The organism is Clostridium sp. UBA7791 (genome assembly GCF_002480755.1).
GTDB lineage: Bacteria > Bacillota > Clostridia > Clostridiales > Clostridiaceae > Clostridium_J > Clostridium_J sulfidigenes.
This window is the reverse complement of the sequence record NZ_DLCT01000005.1, coordinates 648,963-668,802: the sequence shown is the minus strand read 5'-3', so window position 1 is coordinate 668,802 and position 19,840 is coordinate 648,963. Positions and strand designations below refer to the sequence as shown.

The window sequence follows — 19,840 nt, the reverse complement described above, 5'->3', positions numbered from 1 at the left end:
TATATAGGAAACTAGGTAAAGTATTAATACTTTAAATAAAGGATTTTCAATTTAAATCAGATAATTAAACTTATAACAGTTAAAATCATACTAATTAAGAAGTTTATTTATAGCAGACACATCTTTATCCCCTCGACCTGAAAGATTTACTACTATGACTTCATTTTCCTGTAGGTTTTTTGCTAATTTAATAGTATAGGCAATGGCATGAGCACTTTCAATTGCAGGTATTATTCCCTCTAACTTTGATAAAAGCATAAAAGCTTTTATAGCTTCATCATCTGTAATATATTTATAGTTTACTCTACCAATCTCACTTAAAAATGCATGTTCAGGTCCAACTCCTGGATAGTCAAGCCCAGGGGAAATAGAATAAGCTTCCTTAACATCTCCACTATCATCCTTTAATACAAGGGTATTCATACCGTGAATGATAGCCTCTTTTCCTTTTGTTATTGTAGCTGCATGCATTTCTGTTTCTACTCCAAAGCCTGCTGCCTCTACTCCAATAAGATTAACATCTTTATCTTCTAGGAAAGCTGTAAAAATTCCAATGGCATTACTTCCTCCTCCAACACATGCAACTACATAATTGGGAAGTTTATTTTCCTTTTCCAATATTTGTTTTCTAGCCTCTTCACCAATTATTTTCTGAAATTCCTTAACAATTTTTGGATAAGGATGAGGTCCCACAGCGGAACCAAGGACATAAAAAGTATCTGAAATATTATTTACCCATTTTTCTAAAGCTTCATTCACTGCATCGTTTAATGTTTTAGTACCACTAGTTGCTGGAGTAACTTTTGCTCCTAATATTTTCATTCTAAATACATTGAGCTCTTGTCTTTTTATATCTTCCTCTCCCATTACAATTTCACATTCCATTCCAAATTTTGCAGCTAAAGTTGCTGTAGCTACTCCATGCTGACCAGCTCCCGTTTCTGCAATTACTTTATTTTTTCCCATTCTTTTAGCCAATAGAATTTGTCCTAAAACATTATTTATTTTATGTGCTCCTGTATGATTTAAATCTTCTCTTTTCAAATATACCTTAGGACCTCCACAAAATTTTGTTAGGTTCTCAGCAAAATATAAGGGTGTTTCTCTGCCGCTATAATCCTTTAAATAGTAATTATACTCCCTCATAAACTCCTTATCTTCAATAGCTTTTTCAAAAGCTTCTTCTAACTCATTTAAAGCTTTTTTCACCTCATTTGAAACAAATGCTCCACCATACTTACCAAAATATCCTTTCATGATAAAATCTCCTTCTCTCCAAAATTATTTCTATAATTTTTATTAAATATATTAAGTTTTGCTTTTAATTCTTCGCACTTTCACTTCATACATACCACCACCTAAAACATTTCAAATACTTCCATACAACAATAAAAAGATAAAAAAAACTCCGTCCTATAAAAATAGGACGGAGATACTTCCGTGGTGCCACCTAAATTGCTATTGATAAATACACTAATACAAATTTATCAATATGCCTCTTAATTTCAAGTACTTACATACTCTATCTACTGTAACGTGTAGCCTACGATATCAGGTATTCTCACTAATAATTTCCCCTTATTTCTCAAAGGTCCATTCATCTAATTCCTTCATGCTAGGATTCCACCATCCCCAACTCTCTTTATCAAAGCTAAATTAAACTACTCTTCCTTATCATCAAATTAAATTATATTTATTTTTACCATTGTATGTTTTTACTATTATATATTTTATAAAGTGGATATGTCAACACTATATTTAAAAGATTCTGTTGAAAATTACAGTGATAAAATATACAAACTATGTTGATACACCTTTACATTATCGCATAGAACTATTTATTCTACGATATAAGTTGTAACTCACATAAACTTTTAATATAATAGCATATTTTAACATAATATGGATATATTTCTTTGTGAGGTGTTATTTTATGAATTTTATTAAATTTACAACTAAATCAGAAGTTACAACTTCAAAGCCTATAAGAAAAAAATTACTCTTTATTCTTTTTTTTAATATTAGTGATTTGCTTTTTACTTGGCTTTTTGTGGGTAAGTACAGTGGTATATTTTACGAGGCTAATGCTATTGCAAAAGTCATTATGACTAATTTTCCTCTATGTTTCTTTTTAAAAATATCTATAGTATTATTAGTTATCCTTTACTGGAACTATAGGCTTAAAGGCGCAACCTTAAAAGGGCTTTTCATTTCAAATATCACTGCTAATTTAGTGCTTATAATGTATATATTAATCAATGTTCTTCACCTATTTAATCTATTAGTTTTATTATATACAAAAGGATTACTATCTTAAATGCACTTATAACTAATTATCCATTTTTCATTACCATCCTCTACTTTTTATTTTATCATTAAATTTTTCATATAATTTTATCATATTAGGCTCATTACTATGTTTGTGAATTTCATCAATAGGAAGCCATTTAACACCACTATTTTCATCTTCTTTAATTTTAACTTTTTCCTCTTCATCAGCTTCTAGCAAATATGCAAGAGATAAATGAAGATGGGCTGAGACGTATTTACCTCTTTTAAAATGTCCAATAACCTCTAATATATCTAGAGATAATATCTCTGGAGTAATAGCTCTTATATTTTCTAATCCAGTTTCTTCCTTTGCTTCCTTTATTGCTACATGAAGTAAATCTTCATCCCCATCAGCATGTCCACCTGTCCAACACCAAGTTTTATAAATATTATGATGAACCATTAAAACTTTAGTTCTATTTTTATTTACAATATATCCTGAACTGGTTACATGAATTAATGGATTTTCTCTAGTTAACAAATTATTAAATTTACTTATACTTAATAAAGCTACATTTTTATCCTGTTCCTCTTCCTCATTATGTGGAATATAATTTTTTATATCTTCAATCCATCCCATGATTAACTCTCCTTTATAACACGCTATGATTTTAATTTATATATTTAATAGTAACATAAAGGTTCAACACAGTGTAGAAATACTGCATTGAACCTATTATTAATCTAATTATTAATCTAATTTTATATGGCAATATCCATTAGGATTTTTCTTTAAATACTTTTGATGATATTCTTCTGCTCTATAATAATTTTCTAAAGTTTTTACTTCTGTAACTATTTTCTTTATATAGTTTTTCTGTACTTTTTCTATATTTCTTCGAATTATTTCTTCATCTAATTTATCAACATAATAAACTCCAGTTCTATATTGACTTCCTCTATCATTTCCCTGTCTATTCAGTGCGGTTGGGTCTATTATTCCCCAAAATTTATTTAGTATTTCCTCTAAGGAAATTATACTTTCATCATAATCTATCACACATACTTCTGCAAAATATGTATTACCATAGCATACATCTTCGTAGGTAGGATTTGTTGTTCTACCATTTGCATATCCTACTTCTGTATTTGTTACACCGTGAATTCTAGAAAAAAATTCTTCTACACCCCAAAAGCATCCTCCTGCTAATACAATCCTTTTCATCTTGTTAACTCCTTTATATTTTTCTTTAATCTATATTTTACATTACCATTACATATGCCGTATATTATTATTAAAGTCTTCATATATCTTCAATATAGATTCTATATTTTCCTTTTTAACATTTTCATTTTTCCCATATACTATTAATACCTTATATCCTACCTGTATAACATATTTATTATTAATAGCTATAAATTTATTAATCTCATCATCATTGTATTGAAGATTTCTCATATATAGTTTTTGACATAAAAGCGTAGAATGGATAATCAAATCCCTTATTTCATGAATCTGCTTATTACTTTGTAAAAATTCCATACTATCTTCTATAAGCTTTTTATTCAACCTAGTAATTTTATCTATAAGTTGTTCTACTCCATCCTTTAGTCTATATGGGAAAACAACTCTATTCACTATAATCACTACAACTACCCCTATAATCACGTATACTATTCTATATAAAATCAATATATTTATATTTTCTGTTAATGAGGCTATACATATAGATGACATAGCTGCAAATAGTGATATTTTATAGTATTCCTTAAATGCGTAGATTAGATAAAGAGATATAACTAAAATTCCCAAGGTAATTATTTGAGAATCTGCCACATTAATAAGTACACCTGTAAATAGAATTCCTAATATATTCCCTATAACTCTGTCTTTAGCCTTTTTAATGGTATCTTCATAATAATGTTGCATAATAGACATTATTGTTATTGCTGCCCATATTATTTTATAAAATCCTAAAAACCCTCCTATTAGTAATGCTATAGTAAGAGTTATTGCCATTCTAATAGCAAATTTAAACCTTATAGTGTTAGGTCTGAAATATTCTTTAAAGGTTACTCTAGTTTTATCTATGTCAGCTCTAGCCCACTCTTTATATACCTTATTAGAACCTGTTTTCTCTATGGAGTTCAATTCCTTAATACTACCAAGAAGGTTTTCTATTATTAGGGATATCTCTAAATGATATTCTTCACCTTTACTCCACTCTTTTATAAAGTTATCAGTAGATTCTTTTATAGTTTGAAACTCTATATTATCTTTGCATAACTCTATTATAGCTTCTACTATTTCTTTTAATTTTTCTACATATTTCTTGGAAATACTTAGATTTTTAATACCTCCATACAGTTGAATTATATATAAATTAAAGTATTCTACATTGATAAATATTTGAAATTGAACCTTTCCTAAATTAGTTGTCAAATATCTTCTATGCCTTGTTACATATACTTTATAAGCAATATCTCTCATCATTTTAGAACATTTATCTTCTATGGTATGATCATACTCTTCCTTTAAGATATTTTTAAATTGATTATATATTAAAATAAAAGCCTCTTCCATACTTTTTCCTAAAATGGATCTTTCATTTACTCTATTTATATAACTTGCCCCTACTACTATTAAAACTCCAAATATTACAGATAAAATCCTAAAAGGAAGTTCTCCTAATGATACCTGTGCATATTGAGTAAATACATATAGCATTATAAAGGGTTTGTAAAAAGTTAAATCATAGGGCGATACGATAGTATACATTATAAGAAAAATAGCAAAAAAGTTTATAGGTATCCCCCAAAATATATTCATAGATGAAAAATATGCTGTTAAAACAATAACTAAATCAATAAGGATTATTTTAATTGCTTTGTTATAGGTCTTAACCTGAAAATTTTGCCTTCCCATAACTGTTGAAGTAAGGGCTATTGGAAAAGCAATCATTATATTCTTTATTCCAAATAATATACCTACTCCAAATAGAGTTATTACAGCTACAGATCCATGCTTTATCATAGAATATGTATTTATATTGAATTTCTTTACTAGTTTATTGTACATGACACTAACATCCTTATTATAGATATTTATTTACTTATTATTAGCTAATTTAATTTAGGTATTCTATATAATATTCTAGTATTTATCTACTTGTTATATATCATGCTCTATTTCATTAAGTCTATAACCTCTTCCTCAGTAAGATACCTCCACATACCTTCTTCTATTCCTTCTATATTTATAGAACAAATTCTTATTCTTTTTAAATCTACCACATTATATCCTAATGCCTTACTCATTCTCCTAATTTGTCTATTTAGTCCTTGAGTTAATATAATTTTAAATGTACATTCATCTACTTTTATGATGCTACAAGGTCTAGTTTTTTCTTCTAGTATATATACTCCTGCAGACATATTCATAAGAAAATTATCATCTATAGGTTTATCTGCTTTTACTTCATATTCCTTTTCGTGGTAATTATCTGAATTTAATATTTTGTTTGCTAGTTCACCATCATTAGTCATGAGAATTAATCCATGAGATTCTTTATCTAATCTTCCTACTGGAAATATATATTCTTCATAGTTTATAAAATCAATGATGTTATTTTCCACATCACTAGCTGCAGTGCATGTAACTCCCATGGGCTTATTAAAAGCTATGTAAATTTTCTTTTTAGCTATGATAGGCTTATCATCAATTAAAATTTCATCCTCTAGTTCTACCCACTGCCCAGGAATAGACAGTTCTCCATTTACTTTTACTCTTCCTTCTTCTATAAGCCTATTAGTATCTTTTCTTGAGCAAATTCCAAGATTACTAAATAATTTATTAATCCTCATATGTTGTCCTTTCCTTTGTCATACTAATATTTATTAAATAAACCAAATAAAAAAATATGATTACTATATATTTAGTATAGCAATCATATTTAAACAATTATATCATTTTATATTTATATTTTTCTAAAGTTTTTTAATGAAATATCAAAGGCTTTTACAGAATGGGTTAATTCTCCAGAGGAAATATAATCTACTCCTGTTTTGCCGTAGTCTGTAACAGTATCTAAGGTGATATTTCCTGAGCACTCTGTTAATGCTCTTCCATTAATTAATTTAACCATATCCCTTGCTAAGTCTGGACTCATATTATCAAGCATAATTATATCCGCTCCTGCTTCTAGAGCCTCTAAAACCTGCTCTTTAGTTTCAGTTTCAACTTCTATTTTTCTTACAAAAGAAGAATTCTTTTTAGCAAGCTCAATGGCTTTTTTTATACCACCTGCATATCCAATATGATTATCTTTAATTAGTATTCCATCAGATAAGGAAAATCTATGATTTACTCCTCCACCAATTTTAACTGCATATTTTTCAAGAGCTCTTAAATTAGGTGTAGTTTTTCTAGTATCTAGTATTTTTGTATTAAGTCTCTCTAGCTTCTTTACATATTTGTTAGTTAAAGTAGCAATACCACTCATTCTTTGAAGTAAATTGAGGGCTATTCTTTCTCCTACTAATATATTGCCGGCGTTTCCTGTTACTTTACCGATAACCATAGTATTCTTAACTAAGTCTCCATCTTTAACAAACACATCGACTTCAACTTCTCCTAAGATTTCAAATACCCTTTTAAAAATATCCAATCCACAAATTATCCCATCCTCTTTAGTTATTAAATCAACCTCAGCTCTTTCTAGAGGTGAAACTATAGCTGATACAGTTACATCCCCATAGGGACTATCTTCTTTTAAAGCCCTCTTAATAATATCATCAACAATTAAAAAGTTTAACATATTCACCATTTACCTTTCCCTTCAAATAACTAATAAACTTATACTTATATTCTTCATTTGCATTTTTAACATCACTTATAGCCTTAAGATTAATTCTTTCAACTAATTCTCCACTTAGTTTATCATCACCTTCATCTACAAGTAAATTAATATGCTGTGCTGCCTTTCTACTGAAAACTAAGCCCTCTAATAAAGAATTGCTAGCTAGTCTATTGCTACCATGTACCCCGGTACAACTAACTTCTCCTATAGCATATAAATCTTTCATAGATGTTTTTGAATTCAAATCAACCTGAATTCCTCCCATACAATAATGATGAGCTGGAGCAATTGGTAATAAATCCTTCTCCATCCTATAACCACGTTTTAAACATTGCTCATAAATATATGGGAATCTATTTATTAAAAACTCCTTAGATTTATTAGTCATATCTAAAAAAACATAGGGTGTTTGTGGAGTCTTACATATTTCCTTTAAAATCTCTCTTGAAACTATATCTCTAGGTAGTAAAGGGTTTACAAATTTCTCTCCCAATGCATTTCTTATTACTCCCCCTTCTCCTCTAAGAGATTCTGATAGTAATAACTTTCGTCCCCTTACTTCTTCTTCATATAATGCAGTGGGATGAAGTTGAAGATAGGATATATCCTTCATAAGAATATTATGCTTTAATGCAATGCTAAGTCCATCACCTGTGATAGTTTCGATATTTGTCGTAGAATTAAAAATCCCCCCAATGCCACCAGTAGCTAATACTGTTGCCTTAGCATTTATATTTATAATCTCATTTGAGTGTTCTATAATTCCGCCTATACATCTATTTTTATATTGAATTATATCTAGTAATGTAGTGTCTTCCAATATAGTTATATTTTCTTTACTAGAAACATAATTTATTAGTTTTTCAATTACTTCCTTACCTGTTTCATCTTTAGAATGCACTATTCTAAACTTACTATGACCACCTTCTCTAGTATAGTTTAATTCATCAATATCCTTATCAAAATCTACTCCTAACCTCAATAATCTATTAATATTATCAGTAGAATTTTCAACTATCTGGGTAACAGCCTCCAATTTATTTTTATAATTGCCAGCTTTTAAAGTATCCTCTATAAAAGCTTCCTTGTCTCCAATATCCCTTAGGGTTGAAATGCCACCTTGAGCTAAATAACTGTTGCAATCTCTTAGCTTATTTTTAGTTATTATTAAAACTCTAAGATTATCCTTCAAATTACAAGCAGTGTAAAGTCCTGCAATACCTGTCCCTATAATTAATACATCATATTTTTTATTCATTTTACTTATTAGATAGAAGATGCATATTTTCTAAAGATTTATGAGCTTTCAATCTTAGCTCCTCTTCAATATGCACTTCAAACTCCTCATTAATTAAGCAATTATATAAATCTTTCATTGATATTTTTTTCATATTGGGACAAATCATTCCGTTGTCAATAGGGATAAAGGTTTTATTGGGACTTTTTTCTTTCATCTGATAAAGAACGCCTTCCTCTGTTACTACTATAAATCCATTAGTTTCATCTTGAACACTATAATCTATAAGTTCAGAAGTACTTCCTATAAAATCTCCCAAATCTCTTACTTTTTTAGAGCACTCTGGATGAACTAGCACCTTAAAATTTGGATATCTATTCTTTAAATTTAAAACCTCTTCCTCTTCAACTCTCTCATGAACTGGACAAAACCCATCATAAAGTATAAACTTCTTGTTCTGTATATTTTCTTGCAAATAACTACCTAGATTTCTATCTGGAAGGAATATTATTTCTTCTTCCTCTATGTTATTTAAAATTGCCTTAGCAGAGGATGATGTAACACAAACGTCAGATAATGCTTTAATATCTCCATTTGAATTTATATATGTTACTACCTTTGCTTTAGGATTTCTTAATTTCATAGCTTTTAATTTATCTACTGTAGCCATATCTGCCATTGGACATGTAGTATCATTTACTGGAATTAATATTCTTTTATTAGGTGATAATATTTTTGCACTCTCAGCCATAAATTTTACTCCACAAAATACTATTATATCTTTAGAACTTTCCATAGCTTTCTTGCTTAAAAAATATGAGTCTCCTACTATGTCTGCAACTTCCTGTATTTCTGCTTTTTCATAAAGATGAGCTAAAACTAAAGCATTCTTCTCTTTTTTTAACTTTAATATGTCTTCTTTTAAACCCAAATTTTACACACCTCCGTCACGTAACTATATATCTGTATATACACCTAGTATAGCACCATCTTGGAGCTTGTCAATAATATGTGAAGTTATATTAGAAAATATTTATATGAATTTTCCTCTCCTTAGTGCTTCTTATAATAATTGAATAACCTAGTTTTATTTATGAATATGTTATATACTATTAATACATTTCTAATTGTTGTAAAAATATAGATATATTTGAAAATGGAACGGAGGAATAACTTTGAGTACTCAAATTATAATTGTTTTAGTTTTGAATTTTATAATTGCCATAATAGGAACATTAGCTTACTCTGTAAGACTTGTAGGTGTTAGAACAGGTAAAATAGCAATAACCTTTGCTGTATTTAATATATTATCTTTAGTATCAAGAACAGCCTTAACTTTTCAAGCTCCTTTACTAACAAAGTTTGTTGAGAATAGTACAGGTGGAAGTGATGTATTAAACCTTTTTAAGTTAATTATAACAGTTTCTGGTATAGCTACCCTAGTAGGCGCATTTTTAATTCCTACTTTTCAAAGATTATTTTATAAAGGTGTTATCCGATTTTCTATTGATAAATCTATACCCAAGCTAATTATGCACAGTTTTTCAAAGGCAGGTGTCCATTATATGAGGGACTGTATTTCAATTCCAGTGAAAGAAAGTGTAACTAAAATTAATTTTAAAAAGTTACCTTTAAAAATAATAATTTATAATATAATTGCAGTTGCAATATTAACTGTAGGAGCCTTAGCACCAATTTATGCCGGTACCATAGTTCCTGATTTAAGGGCAACTTGTATAACCCTATCCTCAGTAATAAATGGATTTGCTACAATCCTAATGTCTATTTTTATAGATCCACAACTATCCATTATGACCGATGATGTAATAGATGGTAATTGTCCTGAAGAAGATTTTCGTAGCTGTGTTATTGCCATGATAGGAAGTAAAACTATTGGAACCTTCGCTGCTCTTCCACTTCTTATTCCAGCCTCTTATATAATAGTATTTGTAGCTAAAATTCTTTAATTTCTCAATGTAAAAATAGCTAGACTTGTATGAATACAACCCTAGCTACTTTAGATTTTTAGAGAATTTATTTTATTTTTTTGTACCATAAGATATAAGGGTACATGGCATTTGAATAACATATTCACTTATTTTTGACTCACCATCTACGAATATTTTAGCTTCCTGCTCACTTAAACCTCTATCTATAAGAGCGTTTATATAGCCTACCTTCTCATTCTCTGATAGCTGTTTATTCCAATTCCAAGCAGCAGTAATTGCATCAAATTGTTTAGCATGTTCTTCTTTATTACCATGGGGATTAATAAATTTAACCCCATCATTCATTCGCACATCAACATTATGTAATCCTAACTCTTGCATAATTTCAGGAATTTTAACACCAACTCTATAATCTCTACCTCCATTTTCTAATTCCTTCTTATACATTTTTCGATGTAAATGTATAATTCCAAGTTCAGTGTAATCTAATCCACTAAAATATTGACCTGTCTTTTCTATTTCTAGGTCTGCTTCCATACAAACAACTAAACCACCACTTACAACTGATTGTATCATTTTATCAAGAATATTCTTTGTATTTGGAATATGTCTTAATACCGCTTGCGATATAGCTATATCATAATCTTCAGTTGGTATATACTCATTCAAGTCTGCCTTTATAAATTTTGTTATATAGCCTGAATTTGCAAAAATGTCTTTTGCATCATCTAAGAGAGTATCACTAATATCAATACCTGTATATGTACTTCCTTTAGGTAATATGGGCAATAATAGTAATCCAACATATCCAAAGCCACAACCAAAATCAATGATATTTACAGGCTTACTAATTTTCCAAACCTTCTCTACAAGGAATTCTATATAATCATTATTACACCATCCAGTACGTATAGCTTTTAAAAAATCCAACCTTCCATTCCAATATGACTCATTCATATTTTTCCCCTCCTTAATAGAATAAAGATAATATTCCCTGTTCTTTCTACTCAACAAGCTCCTCAAATTATTTCTTTTAAAAAAGATTTTCTATTACATATAATTGAATTTTATAGCTTATATGGTAACATATTCTATTATATATATCTATACATTAAAAAGAAACTACCTCAAATTCCATTTAATTTGAAGTAGTTTACTATACTAATATATTATAAAATTTAAACTTTTTATTAATTTCCTTTAATCATTTTTTTACTTCCAGAATAGGTGGCTAAGAAGTATCCACCATAAACTATTACTAATACCACCGATGCAACTATTATATGATCCACCATGCTTGCACCTCCAAATATAGCTACTATATCTGAAGCCAATTTTAATCCTACTATAGAGTGAACTATAGCTAAGGATAAGGGCATCATAAAGTAAATTGCTACTTGGGTTAATACAGAGTGATTTATCATCGATTCATCTACTCCAACCTTTCTTAGAAGATTGTATCTTTCTGTGTTATCTGCAGATTCTGATAACTGTTGAAGGGCTAGTACTGCTGCTGAAGTAATTAGGAATATGATTCCCATGTATATGGCAAGGTATGATGCTAAAGCTCCTAGCCCTGTAGACTGCTCCTTAATCTCTTCCTTAGTAATATATCTAGTATTTAAATCATCATTGCCACTATATTCTCTAATATTAACATCTAAAGCTTCTCTTATCTCACTACCATCCCCACTATAGTTTAAATTCAAATATCCCCTAGTGGGAGTTAGTCCCTCTACTATAGAATCCTCTACTAAAAATACACAAATATTTTGCTTCATCATAGAAGAATAAGTTACCGCCTCTAAAACATTACCATGATATGGTTTTAGTTTATTATCACCTATAGTAATTTCTTTTCCACTATCTACAGTTTCTTGTAAATTTTTAATCATATCGCTTATATCACCAAAGACCGCATATTCTCCAACCTTAAGTTTTACTTCTTCTCTATTTAACATTTTCATTATTTTATTAAAATCCGATACCTTCATAACACTAATTGGTAAATTCTTAAATACAGGATAATAGTTATTTCCATCTTCTAAGCCTTTTTCACTTAAAAAATCTCTATAGCTAACTCCACTATCATATTCCTTATAGATTACATAGTTATTTTCATATTTTGATATATCTACATTATATTTTTTTAACACAGTGTCTATATCTTCTCCTTCATTGTCCCAAAAGCTCATATCGAATTGAGTTAAATCCTCAATTTCAGTATTCATAGCGGTACTAATTCCAAGTCCTCCTGAAAGAGTACATATAGCTACAAATAGCATCAAACATATAAAGGTCATAGATATAAAGGTAGTGTTAATTTTACTATTTATTTGTCTTAACACAAACATATTTAAATTTCTTAAATAAAACTTCTTACTACTTTGAACTACCTTGAGTAAGAATCCTGCAAGGGAAAAGAAAAATAGAAATGTTCCTACAGCTCCAAGTGCAATGGCTATTAATATATTTCTATCAAAACTAGATATTCCATTTTTAAGCACTATGTAATATCCACTTCCTATAGTTATTACACTAATTATAAATACAACTACAGAGGTCCATATGTTTTTTATTTTCATCTTTTCATTAAACTTAGCAGAAGTTAATAGATTTATTAGTTTTACTTTTCTTACAATAATTGAGTTAAAAATAAGAATTATAAGGTATATAACGCCGAAGCAAAGAATAGTTTTTATAAAGGCATCCATAGAAAATATAAATCTAAACCCTGTTAAATCCACTTTAAAAAGTTTTGCTGTAACTACAGATAGTCCTTGTGATAAAAATATTCCTAATATAAGACCTAATGCTAAAGAAATTACTCCTATCATCATAGTCTCTATAAATAATAAGGAGGATAATCTAGAGTTTTCCATACCTAAGGTCATATAAACTCCAAATTCCTTTTTTCTTCTTTTAATTAAGTAATTATTGGCATAGACTATCAGAAATCCCAATATAAAGGAAATAAATATTGATGCTACTCCCATAATTTCACTTATTAGGTGGAACATATTTTTATGCATTTCACTAACTTCCATTAAAATACTTTGAGCTTCAATGGAGTTAAAGGTGTAAAAAATACATACTCCAAATACTAGAGTTAAGAAATATATGGTATAATCCTTAAAACTTCTTTTTAAATTCCTAGCAGCTAATTTAAAATACATCTCTTTGGTCACCTCCAAGTAGAGTTACCACTTCAATTATCTTATTAAAGAATTCCTTCCTTGAATCCTTTCCTCTAATTAACTCATTAAATATTTTACCATCCTTTATAAACAGAATTCTACTAGCATAGCTAGCTGTAAATGCGTCATGAGTTACCATCATAATAGTAGCTCCTAAATTAGTATTAAGCTCCTCCAAGCTTTCTAGTAACATCTTTGCTGATTTTGAATCTAAAGCACCTGTAGGCTCATCTGCAAGAACTAAAGATGGATTTGTAATTATAGCTCTAGCTGATGCTACTCTTTGTTTTTGACCACCTGACATTTCATAGGGATATTTATTTAAGACTTCCTCTATATTTAAACTCTTAGCAACCTCTTCAACTCTTCTATTAATCTCTTTGTGATTTACCTTTCCAATAGTTAGTGCTAATGCAATATTTTCATAGGCAGTTAAGGTATCTAAAAGATTAAAGTCTTGAAATATAAAACCTAAATTTTCTCGTCTAAATCTAGCTAATCCCTTAGAATTTATTGAAGTTACATCCTTTCCTTCAATATGAATATGACCACTAGTTACCTTATCTATGGTGGATATACAGTTTAACAAAGTTGTTTTTCCACTACCGGAAGCCCCCATTATTCCTATGAATTCTCCTTCTTCCACAGAGAAACTAATATTATTTATGGCCTGAGTTATATTACCATTACTTCCATAGTACTTTTCTATATTACTTACTTTTAATACTTCTTTATTCATTTGCTTTCCTCCTGTTCTCTATACCTATATATTACATGTATAGAAAATATCCATCCATAGAAAAACCTAACAGAAATCTTACGTTTTTGTAACTAAGCTTAATATTTTTAATAATATTAGATAATTCAAGGGAAATTAAGCTTTTTATAAAAATGAAAACTCAAATATTATAATAAAATTAAAAATTATTTTTGACGAATTTTTGACGCCATATAAAAAAGAGTAGATATATTCAGTTATATCCTACTCTTTTTTATTTTAAAACAAATTCTATAAAATATATAGATTTGTTATAAACTCTTCTTTACTTGACAATAATTAATTTGAGGTGATTTATAATGAAGAAAAAAAGAAAATTAAACGTAACTGTCACTACGCGACCAAATACATCTAGATTAGTAACAGAGTCGTTATTGAGGTTAGTAGATTCACGCAAAGAAGAACTTCTACACATTTTGAAAGGAAGATAAACTTAAGGAAATTAAGTAATGATTCTAAAAATCAAGAAAAGAATTTCATTATTATTATTTTTACATTTAATGTATATAATCAATATAAAGTGTCTATAATTTATTTGAGTTCACTCTTACATGTGTTTATACAAAAGAAAAATAAGGTAGAAAGTAATATTGCATTTCTTTCTACCTTTTAATAGTTAAATTTATACTTTGAAAAAATAGTAATGAATATGTTTAAATATTATAATTTTGTTTATAATTTAGATACATCTATCCTAAACCATATTCTGATATAAGTAAAAAAATAGGGGCATTAAGAGAAACCTTATTGCTCCTATTTTTTTATACTTATTTTTATATAACTAATTGTTGATATTATTACATTTAATGTATATAATAAAAGTTAACAGTCTGTATTTTCTTTAATTCAACCTCTACTTATATCCTATTCAGTAGAAAGAGAGCTACAGTATATATAAATATACCGTAGCTCTTTTTCTATATTGTATCTAATTGTATTATTAATCCTCTAATTAAGAGGAAGTTCTATACTACATATTATTAAACTCCCTAAAATGTTTCCTATATTAAATTTAACAGTTTTTGAATACTCATATTTACATTTGCTAATACTAACTTAGAATATAAATTAATAGTTGTTGGAATTCCTAACACCCTTAATTAATAGTTGTTCCCTTGTATATTATAATCCTACACTAACTTTTAAAATTCAATACTGTTAATTTATATTAATCATAAATATTTAGTGACATAAATAAAAGCAGTAATTTCCCTCTATAAATTACTGTTTTTTTATCTTTTGATAATATACTAATGACAACCTTAACAATTTTATTTCAGGCTGCTTTCAAGGAGATTATATAACTAAGTTATGAATAATGCTGTTATTTTGTTCCTAATTTAAATACATAGTCATAATTATTCTTATTTAGGAGAACCATATGCTATTTTTATTTAATTTATAAGATATAGTAGTTTCTAATATATCTTATTCCATTGATATTAATTGTGCTGCATTCTTGATCAATAAAAAATGTAGGAGCCAGTTCATTCCCTACTAGCCTTTAATATTATCTACCTAACTTCTTACAATAAGCTATACCCTTATCTAATGTTTCCTGTCTATTCTTCCCCTGGATAAGTACATTTGTATAACCACTCTTATTCTTAGCCTCTCCTACTGCAATAACTGTTTTATATTGTCCATAATGTGCATATGGTCTTAAACAGTTTATTGTTGGACAGTTAAGCCTATCAGCTATTATCTCAGCTATTGCCTGGTCTGTTGCATTTGAATATTGTAGTGTTACTTATTAAGGCTATTATCTCACCTTGTTGAATATTTAAGGCAGTAGTATTGCTCTCTGTAACTTCTTTCATGGTAGACAATGCACTTGCAAGACTTGTAGAGTACACTAATTCTATAGTTGGATTTATTAGACTACCCTCAATTAAGAAATGAATGCGACTACTTGCAGAATAAATTTACACTATGCATTAAAAAAATCTTTTAATGTATATATACATGAATTAAGGCATACTTACACTACATTATTAATCCAAAATGGTTTTGATTTTAAAACTGTTGCTGAATATATTGGTGATAATGTGCAAGAGGTAATAAGGACGTATAGTCATGTAAATGACGATATGAGAAAAAGAGGAAATGAGAAGATAGCAGAAATTTTTTAAAATTTATTTTTGACGAAATTTTTGCCGAATTGTCTTAAATATAGTATTTTCAAAGCCTTGCAAGGATATAAACAGAAATCTTACGTTTTTGTTAGGTTAATCTTTTAATATGAACATTTTATTTATAGGAAACAAGATAGATACTGTAGTACCTTTATAAGCTTTAGACCTTATCTTTATACCAAGCCCTAATTTTTCGCAGAGATTTTTACAAAGGTATAAGCCTATTCCTGTGGATTTTCCAAAGATTCTTCCATTTTCTCCGGTGTACCCTTTTTCAAATACTTTACCAATAGAGCTTTCGCCAATACCTATACCATTATCTTCTATGTTTAGAATAATGTCCTCTTCCTTTTCTATGCAATATATTTTAATAGTGTCTTGTTTTTTATGCTCTTCACCTAATGAGTTTTTTCTAACACTCTTAGGGAATTTCATATATTTAATAGAATTTGATATAATCTGATTTAATATAAATTCTACCCATTTACTATCCGCATAAACGATTTTATCTACATTATCAATTTCAATTTTAATTCCATTTTCAATAAGGACTCTAGCATTCCTTTTTATTGTTGCATTAATACAGTTTTTAAGACTTATCTCTCTAATCATATAATCCTTCTCTATATTATTACTTCTAGTATAAAAAAGAGCTTGCTCTATATAATTTTCTACCTTATCTAAATCTTCCTCTATACTCTTTGTAATGGGAGATGGGTTATTTTCTATGGTTAATCTACTAGATGCAATAGGTGTTTTAATTTCATGAACCCACAACTCTATATAATCTTTATATTCACTATTTTTAATGGTTAAAGTAGATATTTCATCATTCATAGCCTTATCTGTCTCTTGAATTACTTCGTATAAAATTCTTCCCTCTAAGAAGTTAGGCTCCTCTATAACTTCAGAAATAAGATATTTCTTATCTAGATTATTTAATCCATGTAAAAGGTTATTATAAAATTTTCTTTTTGTAAAATAATCAAATATATAAAACAGTGATGAGCCTATAAAATTTAGAACCTCCACAAAAAAAATGGCATAGATATCTACCTTTAATGCTTTTAACAATATTCCTGTAAATAGAAAAATTATTGAATTTATAATCAAAAAAACAATTTTTTCTTTTATATACTCTCTAAAACTCATTAAAATTTCCTTCCTTTAGGTTTAATCTACTTTAATGTTTTAACCTAAAATATACCCCTGACCTCTTTTAGTTTGTAAATAGTCAACAGCTCCTATTTCATCTAGTTTTTTTCTTAGCCTATTTATGTTTACAGTTAAGGTATTATCATCTACAAACTCATCAGATTGCCATAGACATTTCATAAGTTCATCTCTAGATACTATTTTTTCTTTGCTTTTAATTAATGTATATAGAATTTTACTTTCATTTTTAGTTAATTCTTGTTTTTTATCATCAAATTCTATTTCACTGGTAGAAAGATTATATTTAAGTTCTCTACAAGCAAAAATCTCCATATCATTACTTCTATAAGTTCTTCTAATAATTGATGCAATCCTAGCTAATAATATTTCAGTGTTATATGGTTTAGTAATAAAATCATCAGCCCCTAGATTCATACTCATTAATTCGTCCATATCACTATCTCTACTAGTTACAACAATAATAGGCACACTAGAGGTTTTTCTTATTTCTCTACAGATATAGTATCCATCATAATATGGTAAATTAATATCTAATAATATTAAATTAGGTTCTGCCTCTAAAGCCTCCTCTACTATGTTCTCAAAATTATCAGAGGTTATAATGTCATATCCATATCTATTTAAAAAAGTACCTAGTTCTCTTCTAATCTTTTCTTCATCTTCAATAATAAAAATCTTTTCTTTCATAAGTTAACCACCTCATCTATGATTATATCTAATTGGGTTTATTTTAACAAAATCTATTATGTTTCTTCAAAGAAAATTTTTATCTTATTCTAAGCCTTCCATACTCTCTTAATATCTACTATACTTTTTATATCATTAGTTTCAAATCTCAATAAATATACATCTGGATTACTTAAATTCTTCCAAAAATCAAAACCTGAAACCTTATCAAAATACCTCATTATTAAAGAAAATAACTCTCCATGGGTGACTATTGCTACATTTTCCTCTTCTAGCTTTAAAATATCAGTTAAAGCTTCAATAGCCCTTTTAGTAGCTTCATTTGAAGATTCTCCTCCATGAAAGGTTATATCCATATCTTCATAGGCTTCTAATAAATAAGGTGTGTAATCATCTACCACATAAGGTATCAATAACTTTTCTCTCACTCTTTCATCAATATTTACTTCTAACCCTAAATGCTTTGCAAATGGTGTTATTGTCTTTATAGCCCTTACATAGGGACTAGATACTATATAATTAATATTATACTTTAGTAAATAGTCCTTTAATTCTAGCGCTTGATCTATACCAACCTCTGTTAACTCTGCCTCAGCTGGCTGTCCATATGCCTTACAATGTCTAATTAAATAAATGTTCTTCATGCTATCTCTCCTATATTGTCATTTAAAATTAATTATTCTCATCTATTAAAATTTGAATTTGTCCTAAAGCTTTTTCTTCTTTGTCTATCCCGCATCTTGTCATTATATATATCTCATAAAAATCCCCATTAACTATTATATTATTTTTTTCAATATACTCAACTAGCTTTCTGTAATATTTGCTTGTATCTTTATAATCGTCATCAAAGTTTATTGTAATATAATTTCCTGATTTTAGAGTAATTACTTTCTTTTCATCTATATCCATGTTTTCATTTATACTTATCATTAAATTATTGTATGTTAACATTTCTTTACTTTTAAAATCTTCATAAGATGTTGGAAAAACTAACTCTTTATTAGTGCTTCCATATTTTTTTTCTATATATCCTAAGGCTTTAGATAGATTTATTTCAAATTCTTCTGTATATCTATGGGTATTACTATATTTTATAAATTTTCTCTCAGTACAATATTTTATAAAAGGTTCATTTATTCCCTCTTTTAATACGGTTTGAATTCTATCCTCTAAAAAACATATATTATTTTTTATGCTATCTAACTCTTTTATCTTTTCTTCTACTATTTCTTTTTGCTTTGTTATTATTTCTAAAATAGAGTTAACGGAAGTATAATTATTCACTAGTATTTTTATTTCATCTAGAGATAACCCCATAGCTTTACATTGTTTTATCAAATCTAAAATTATAAAGTGTTTTACTGAGTAGTATCTATACTTACTCTTTTCATTTACATAAGCCGGCTTTAACAATCCAATTTTGTCATAATGCCTTAATGTTTGTATAGAAATATTATGTAATTTAGATACTTCACCAATTGAAAATCTTGTATCCATATACTCTCACCCCATTATTATTATATCCTAAATTTCAAAAATAGGCTGTCC

General features: G+C 28.2%; 19 protein-coding genes. 3 read left to right on the top strand and 16 right to left on the bottom strand.

Annotation, left to right across the window (positions count from 1 at the left end):
- Positions 1–90: 90 nt before the first annotated feature.
- On the bottom strand, positions 91–1,257 hold the full coding sequence (gene trpB / locus B3Z56_RS08580; RefSeq protein WP_346878604.1) for a tryptophan synthase subunit beta: 1,167 nt from the start codon (positions 1,255–1,257) through the stop codon (positions 91–93).
- A gap of 676 nt (positions 1,258–1,933) precedes the next feature.
- On the opposite strand from trpB, the gene B3Z56_RS08575 reads away from it, so the two are divergent.
- Positions 1,934–2,317, top strand: a complete 384-nt coding sequence (locus tag B3Z56_RS08575) for a DUF5658 family protein (protein WP_346848299.1) — start codon at positions 1,934–1,936, stop codon at positions 2,315–2,317.
- 30 nt (positions 2,318–2,347) lie between these two features.
- Here B3Z56_RS08575 and B3Z56_RS08570 read toward each other — a convergent pair whose 3' ends face one another.
- From B3Z56_RS08570 to nadA, 7 genes are all read right to left on the bottom strand, one after another.
- On the bottom strand, positions 2,348–2,911 hold the full coding sequence (locus tag B3Z56_RS08570; protein WP_346878603.1) for an NUDIX hydrolase: 564 nt from the start codon (positions 2,909–2,911) through the stop codon (positions 2,348–2,350).
- Positions 2,912–3,022: 111 nt separating this feature from the next.
- Positions 3,023–3,496 (bottom strand): peptide-methionine (S)-S-oxide reductase MsrA, encoded by a 474-nt coding sequence (gene msrA / locus B3Z56_RS08565; RefSeq protein ID WP_346848297.1) that lies wholly within the window; start codon positions 3,494–3,496, stop codon positions 3,023–3,025.
- 48 nt (positions 3,497–3,544) lie between these two features.
- Positions 3,545–5,350 (bottom strand): FUSC family protein, encoded by a 1,806-nt coding sequence (locus tag B3Z56_RS08560; protein ID WP_346878602.1) that lies wholly within the window; start codon positions 5,348–5,350, stop codon positions 3,545–3,547.
- A 107-nt stretch (positions 5,351–5,457) separates the two neighbouring features.
- Positions 5,458–6,135, bottom strand: a complete 678-nt coding sequence (locus tag B3Z56_RS08555) for a pseudouridine synthase (RefSeq protein WP_346878601.1) — start codon at positions 6,133–6,135, stop codon at positions 5,458–5,460.
- A gap of 113 nt (positions 6,136–6,248) precedes the next feature.
- Positions 6,249–7,088 carry a carboxylating nicotinate-nucleotide diphosphorylase gene (nadC, locus tag B3Z56_RS08550; protein ID WP_346848502.1) on the bottom strand — a complete coding sequence of 280 codons (840 nt, stop codon included), beginning with the start codon at positions 7,086–7,088 and terminating at the stop codon, positions 6,249–6,251.
- Complete coding sequence (locus B3Z56_RS08545) at positions 7,066–8,388, bottom strand: L-aspartate oxidase (RefSeq protein WP_346878600.1); 1,323 nt, start codon at positions 8,386–8,388, stop codon at positions 7,066–7,068. The genes nadC and B3Z56_RS08545 overlap by 23 nt, the downstream gene beginning before the upstream one ends.
- A gap of 1 nt (position 8,389) precedes the next feature.
- The gene (gene nadA, locus B3Z56_RS08540) at positions 8,390–9,298 is read right to left on the bottom strand and encodes a quinolinate synthase NadA (RefSeq protein WP_346878599.1); all 909 of its coding nucleotides are present in this window, start codon (positions 9,296–9,298) and stop codon (positions 8,390–8,392) included.
- A 244-nt stretch (positions 9,299–9,542) separates the two neighbouring features.
- Between nadA and B3Z56_RS08535 the strand changes: the two genes are divergently transcribed.
- Positions 9,543–10,334, top strand: a complete 792-nt coding sequence (locus tag B3Z56_RS08535; protein WP_346878598.1) for a lipid II flippase Amj family protein — start codon at positions 9,543–9,545, stop codon at positions 10,332–10,334.
- 72 nt (positions 10,335–10,406) lie between these two features.
- On the opposite strand, the gene B3Z56_RS08530 is transcribed toward B3Z56_RS08535, so the two are convergent.
- From B3Z56_RS08530 to B3Z56_RS08515, 4 genes are all read right to left on the bottom strand, one after another.
- Positions 10,407–11,273: a class I SAM-dependent methyltransferase gene (locus B3Z56_RS08530; RefSeq protein ID WP_346878597.1), complete on the bottom strand. Its 867-nt coding sequence runs from the start codon at positions 11,271–11,273 to the stop codon at positions 10,407–10,409.
- 233 nt (positions 11,274–11,506) lie between these two features.
- On the bottom strand, positions 11,507–13,492 hold the full coding sequence (locus tag B3Z56_RS08525) for an ABC transporter permease (RefSeq protein ID WP_346878596.1): 1,986 nt from the start codon (positions 13,490–13,492) through the stop codon (positions 11,507–11,509).
- Positions 13,482–14,252: an ABC transporter ATP-binding protein gene (locus B3Z56_RS08520; RefSeq protein ID WP_346848289.1), complete on the bottom strand. Its 771-nt coding sequence runs from the start codon at positions 14,250–14,252 to the stop codon at positions 13,482–13,484. Before B3Z56_RS08520 ends, B3Z56_RS08525 begins: the two co-directional genes overlap by 11 nt.
- A 1,745-nt stretch (positions 14,253–15,997) precedes the next feature.
- Positions 15,998–16,147, bottom strand: a complete 150-nt coding sequence (locus B3Z56_RS08515; protein ID WP_346878595.1) for a hypothetical protein — start codon at positions 16,145–16,147, stop codon at positions 15,998–16,000.
- A gap of 42 nt (positions 16,148–16,189) precedes the next feature.
- Between B3Z56_RS08515 and B3Z56_RS08510 the strand changes: the two genes are divergently transcribed.
- Positions 16,190–16,423 carry a tyrosine-type recombinase/integrase gene (locus tag B3Z56_RS08510; protein WP_346878594.1) on the top strand — a complete coding sequence of 78 codons (234 nt, stop codon included), beginning with the start codon at positions 16,190–16,192 and terminating at the stop codon, positions 16,421–16,423.
- A 96-nt stretch (positions 16,424–16,519) separates the two neighbouring features.
- On the opposite strand, the gene B3Z56_RS08505 is transcribed toward B3Z56_RS08510, so the two are convergent.
- The 4 genes from B3Z56_RS08505 to B3Z56_RS08490 form a co-directional block, all read right to left on the bottom strand.
- Positions 16,520–17,578, bottom strand: a complete 1,059-nt coding sequence (locus tag B3Z56_RS08505) for a sensor histidine kinase (RefSeq protein WP_346876432.1) — start codon at positions 17,576–17,578, stop codon at positions 16,520–16,522.
- Positions 17,579–17,617: 39 nt separating this feature from the next.
- Entirely contained in the window at positions 17,618–18,289 is a 672-nt protein-coding gene (locus B3Z56_RS08500) for a response regulator transcription factor (protein WP_346848286.1), read from the bottom strand.
- Between the two features lie 89 nt (positions 18,290–18,378).
- Positions 18,379–18,933, bottom strand: coding sequence for a histidine phosphatase family protein (locus B3Z56_RS08495; RefSeq protein WP_346848285.1), 555 nt, complete (start codon positions 18,931–18,933; stop codon positions 18,379–18,381).
- A 28-nt stretch (positions 18,934–18,961) separates the two neighbouring features.
- Positions 18,962–19,789, bottom strand: coding sequence for a MerR family transcriptional regulator (locus B3Z56_RS08490; RefSeq protein WP_346848284.1), 828 nt, complete (start codon positions 19,787–19,789; stop codon positions 18,962–18,964).
- Positions 19,790–19,840: the final 51 nt, after the last annotated feature.

Bases quoted from the DNA above. Each gene is read 5' to 3' on its own strand.
- B3Z56_RS08525 (WP_346878596.1), bottom strand. From the start codon at position 13,492: ATGTATTTTAAATTAGCTGCTAGGAATTTAAAAAGAAGTTTTAAGGAT.
- B3Z56_RS08510 (WP_346878594.1), top strand. From the start codon at position 16,190: ATGAATGCGACTACTTGCAGAATAAATTTACACTATGCATTAAAAAAA.
- B3Z56_RS08545 (WP_346878600.1), bottom strand. From the start codon at position 8,388: ATGAATAAAAAATATGATGTATTAATTATAGGGACAGGTATTGCAGGA.
- B3Z56_RS08560 (WP_346878602.1), bottom strand. From the start codon at position 5,350: ATGTACAATAAACTAGTAAAGAAATTCAATATAAATACATATTCTATG.
- trpB (WP_346878604.1), bottom strand. From the start codon at position 1,257: ATGAAAGGATATTTTGGTAAGTATGGTGGAGCATTTGTTTCAAATGAG.
- B3Z56_RS08520 (WP_346848289.1), bottom strand. From the start codon at position 14,252: ATGAATAAAGAAGTATTAAAAGTAAGTAATATAGAAAAGTACTATGGA.
- B3Z56_RS08490 (WP_346848284.1), bottom strand. From the start codon at position 19,789: ATGGATACAAGATTTTCAATTGGTGAAGTATCTAAATTACATAATATT.
- B3Z56_RS08505 (WP_346876432.1), bottom strand. From the start codon at position 17,578: ATGAGTTTTAGAGAGTATATAAAAGAAAAAATTGTTTTTTTGATTATA.
- B3Z56_RS08575 (WP_346848299.1), top strand. From the start codon at position 1,934: ATGAATTTTATTAAATTTACAACTAAATCAGAAGTTACAACTTCAAAG.
- B3Z56_RS08495 (WP_346848285.1), bottom strand. From the start codon at position 18,933: ATGAAGAACATTTATTTAATTAGACATTGTAAGGCATATGGACAGCCA.
- nadC (WP_346848502.1), bottom strand. From the start codon at position 7,088: ATGTTAAACTTTTTAATTGTTGATGATATTATTAAGAGGGCTTTAAAA.
- B3Z56_RS08570 (WP_346878603.1), bottom strand. From the start codon at position 2,911: ATGGGATGGATTGAAGATATAAAAAATTATATTCCACATAATGAGGAA.
- msrA (WP_346848297.1), bottom strand. From the start codon at position 3,496: ATGAAAAGGATTGTATTAGCAGGAGGATGCTTTTGGGGTGTAGAAGAA.
- B3Z56_RS08530 (WP_346878597.1), bottom strand. From the start codon at position 11,273: ATGAATGAGTCATATTGGAATGGAAGGTTGGATTTTTTAAAAGCTATA.
- B3Z56_RS08555 (WP_346878601.1), bottom strand. From the start codon at position 6,135: ATGAGGATTAATAAATTATTTAGTAATCTTGGAATTTGCTCAAGAAAA.
- B3Z56_RS08500 (WP_346848286.1), bottom strand. From the start codon at position 18,289: ATGAAAGAAAAGATTTTTATTATTGAAGATGAAGAAAAGATTAGAAGA.